Source organism: bacterium (assembly GCA_040755795.1).
In the GTDB taxonomy this organism is placed as follows: Bacteria; UBA9089; CG2-30-40-21; order CG2-30-40-21; family SBAY01; genus JBFLXS01.
In genome coordinates this window covers 3,390-6,812 of sequence record JBFLXS010000212.1, presented here as the reverse complement: position 1 = coordinate 6,812, position 3,423 = coordinate 3,390, and the positions used below count along the sequence as shown (strand labels likewise).

Annotated in this window: 3 protein-coding genes; 1 reads left to right on the top strand and 2 read right to left on the bottom strand. The window is 36.6% G+C overall.

Annotated elements, in window-relative coordinates; genetic code table 11:
• Together AB1414_13065 and AB1414_13060 are read right to left on the bottom strand one after the other, a co-directional pair.
• On the bottom strand, positions 1–107 hold a 107-nt coding region (locus tag AB1414_13065; protein ID MEW6608353.1), incomplete at its 3' end, for a patatin-like phospholipase family protein.
• A 380-nt stretch (positions 108–487) separates the two neighbouring features.
• Positions 488–1,342, bottom strand: coding sequence for a zinc dependent phospholipase C family protein (locus tag AB1414_13060; protein MEW6608352.1), 855 nt, complete (start codon positions 1,340–1,342; stop codon positions 488–490).
• Positions 1,343–1,505: 163 nt separating this feature from the next.
• Between AB1414_13060 and AB1414_13055 the strand changes: the two genes are divergently transcribed.
• A partial coding sequence (locus AB1414_13055) for a hypothetical protein (protein MEW6608351.1) occupies positions 1,506–3,423 on the top strand: 1,918 nt, incomplete at its 3' end.

The window sequence follows — 3,423 nt, the reverse complement described above, 5'->3', positions numbered from 1 at the left end:
ACAACAACATCGAACTTAATTTTGGCATCGATTAGTGCCTTGACCACACCGGCTTCATAAGCCCCTTTTCCCCCGCCACCACTTAAAACTAAACCTATTTTAGCCATTTCATTTTACCTCCTTTGGACTTCTTACTTTTTATCCAAAAATCGTAACCGTTCACCGCAGAGACACAGAGACGCAGAGAAAAACACACCCCTAACCCCTCTCAAGAGGGGAAAATCTATGGACGAAACGCTTAACATCCCTGATTTTCATCAGGGCAATCTTTTGAGTACAACAACATTAAAATTGATTAACAAATCTGGTTTGCCTGCTGAACATTCGGTAAGCAAGTCATAAGTATTTCCATGTCTGCATCAATAATCTTTTATGTTATCTGATTTATTTCTATATCTTCTCTGTTCCTCTGCGTCTCTGCGGTAAGTTACCACCTGAACGGTTACAGGTAATCTTAATGCTTTATCTGAATTACTGATAACCTCATTTACAGATACGGACAGCCAACATCGTCTTCTTTAAGAACTTCTTTTAATTTATCCAATCCTTCCTTATTCCAGGTAGGGCTATAAAGATACTCGGTTGCTGTCTTAATGAATTGAATGGCTTTTTGTTTAGCGTCTTCAAAATTACGCTCAAATTCTATGAGATACTTCATACTAAAATTATAAGGTAAAAACACACGGAAAAAAGGTTGTTTTGCCTCCTGGATTAACCACCAGATAAGAAGTCGAGTTCGGTCATAAGAAGAGATAAATGTCTTCCACTCTAATTTAAATGTCCCGCCTTCCAATTTATCAAATACCCATCGATACATTTGCATAATATCCGTATCTAATTCATATAAGTCAATCTTTAAATTAGCCTTATTCCCACCCGCAGGATAATATTTACACGCAACATAAAGGTCTTGATGAAGATAAACTCGATTAAACTTAGAATTATGTTCTTTTTGATGACTTAGTCGATGGGCAAGTGCATCACCATTTATATCCCCGGCAAGATGGGTTAAATAGCCATATAAATAGGCAGTTAGTTTCTGCCTTTTTTCTCCAGGGGTAAGATTCATTAAATAATCTATCATGCCATAGACAAATTGTGTAAATTGTTCCCCATGAAGTTTTTTAAAAAGGTTGCCTTTAAAAATATTTGGTCCAATTGCCCCTAATGTGGCATAAAGTAAGAATGTAGTTGATATGGAGGTAAATTCAGACCCTAGTGCTCTCATTGTTTGAGTCATAAGCTCGATGTGTGTAAGCAGACCATAAGAAAAGACTAATTGAGGATAAGTTATCTGAAATATTAATGATAGGATAAGGATAAATGATATTTTAAACATCATTCTGAATTTATTATACCTTTTGGAATAAAATTAGTCAAGAAAAAAATTGAAGGCTAAAATATTTTTCTTGACTTTTCTTAAAATTTATGTTAATGTAAAAAAGTAAAATTTTAGTTTTTTACAAAAAATGTCGATAAATATTGTAAGGAGGTAGAGTGTCAATATGAAAGGGAGAAGTAAAGTTTTTTACTGGGTAACCTTTTTATCACTAACTATTGCATCTTTAGTTTATGGAAAAGAAGTAACAATTAATACTAATGTTACGCCGTCAATTATTTCTGTAGGAAATATTTTTGGTGAGTGGCGGGGTGTGTTGGAAATACCTATTTGGTCCAATGCCGGTGCCTCACTGGCGGAAGATACCACATTGGTATTGAAAGAGGATATAGATTCATTTCGATTTAAGGTTGATTGGCGAGGAAATAATACATCAGGGCTGGATGAAAAAGCAATTGTGATTATCAAATTAGAAAAGGAATCTTATCCTTATTCTGGCAAATGGGAATTACTTTATGAAAAGGCAGAGGAAATCGTCTCTAATCGTAAAAGCGTAGATTTGCGTGAATTCATTACCCCAATGGTCGTTCAAAAAGACCCTGAGGTAAGATATAAGTTTGTGACCAGAGTTGACCTACCTATTGGTCCTTCAAGTGGAGAAAAGGTTGCTTTTGTTATGGTGCGGTATTTATCCGGTTCGAGTTATACCTATCTTCCATACCTACCACTTACTATTTTACATGACCCCAATGGTGATAAGAGCTACACGGGAATTATTTCACAGACCGCAATTGAGCATACATTAGGACTTAAAATAGGCAATTTCGTTGCCCTCGCAGATGTTCAACCCGACCTTTCTCTAGAAGGAACTAATGGCAAACTTGAAGTTCAACCCTTATCCCGTAATTCTATTAGACTAATTTATACTCCCTTGACGGATTTGAAATCAGAATTAAACTCTTCTGATTTAAGCCTGATTGGTCCTGGACTTGGAGATGTTTATGTTATTGCTAAAAACTTACCTATAAAACTTGTTTTTTCTAAAGCTAAAAAGGGTGTAGAATTATATTTCAGTGTTATCTCACCGCAGGAGGCTGGTCTTCCTCCAGATAAGGGATTTGATATTATCACTATTCCATCAGCTGTGTTACGCTCTTATGAAGATGGACGACCAATATTTGGTCGCTGGATTGAACTGGGTATAATTCCAGAGATACGAGCAGAATTAATCGAAAAAAATATAGGCTGGGATAATAAAATCAGTAGTGAAGAAATGGGAAAAGTCATAGATGTAGGGATGGCATATTTGAATGCAAAGGAAAAAACAACAAGATTTAATTATAGACAACAACCACTTTTACCCACCACATTAAATGTTAGTTTGGAAATAGACCCATCATTTACACGAGGGGCAAATATCCTTACCGAACGCGGAAAAACGCAAAGCCAGATATTACTCAATACTGAAATGCAAGGTGAAGTAGTTCCAGGTAAAAATGTCCTCGTAGAACTTGAAGATAAAGACCGACAACTCACCCCGGGCGATTTCTTTACCTACCATGTTTATGTTGACCGCCAATTTGGTTCTTTATTATTTATAACCGAAGATGACAAAACCAAACCAGCTGATTTGTCATCACTTCGTTGTCGAAGTCTCTCTTCTTATCCTCGTGAATATTGGACTGGAAAATTCGAGGTGAAAGAAATAGTCGTTGCAGAACTTCCAAAGGTTTTACCTCCACAAAAACCAGTCGAGGAAAAGCCGAAAATCGTCGAAGAGGTCAAGCCTCCAAAACCACCTGTGCCTGAAAAACCAAAGGAAGTAAAACTACCTGAAATTCCAAAGGTTGAAATTCCACCAATAGTAAAGGAAATAAAGCCAAAAGAAGAAGTCATTGCCAAAGTTCCAGAGAAACCAGTTGTCGAGGAAAAGCCGAAAGTCGTCGAAGAGGTCAAACCTCCAAAACCACCTGTGCCTGAAAAACCAAAGGAAGTAAAACTACCTGAAATTCCAAAGGTTGAAATTCCACCAATAGTAAAGGAAATAAAGCCAAAAGAAGAAGTCATTGCCAAAGTTCCAGAGA

Excerpts from the sequence above, each read along its gene's own strand:
- AB1414_13060 (MEW6608352.1), bottom strand. The coding sequence starts at position 1,342 with ATGATGTTTAAAATATCATTTATCCTTATCCTATCATTAATATTTCAG.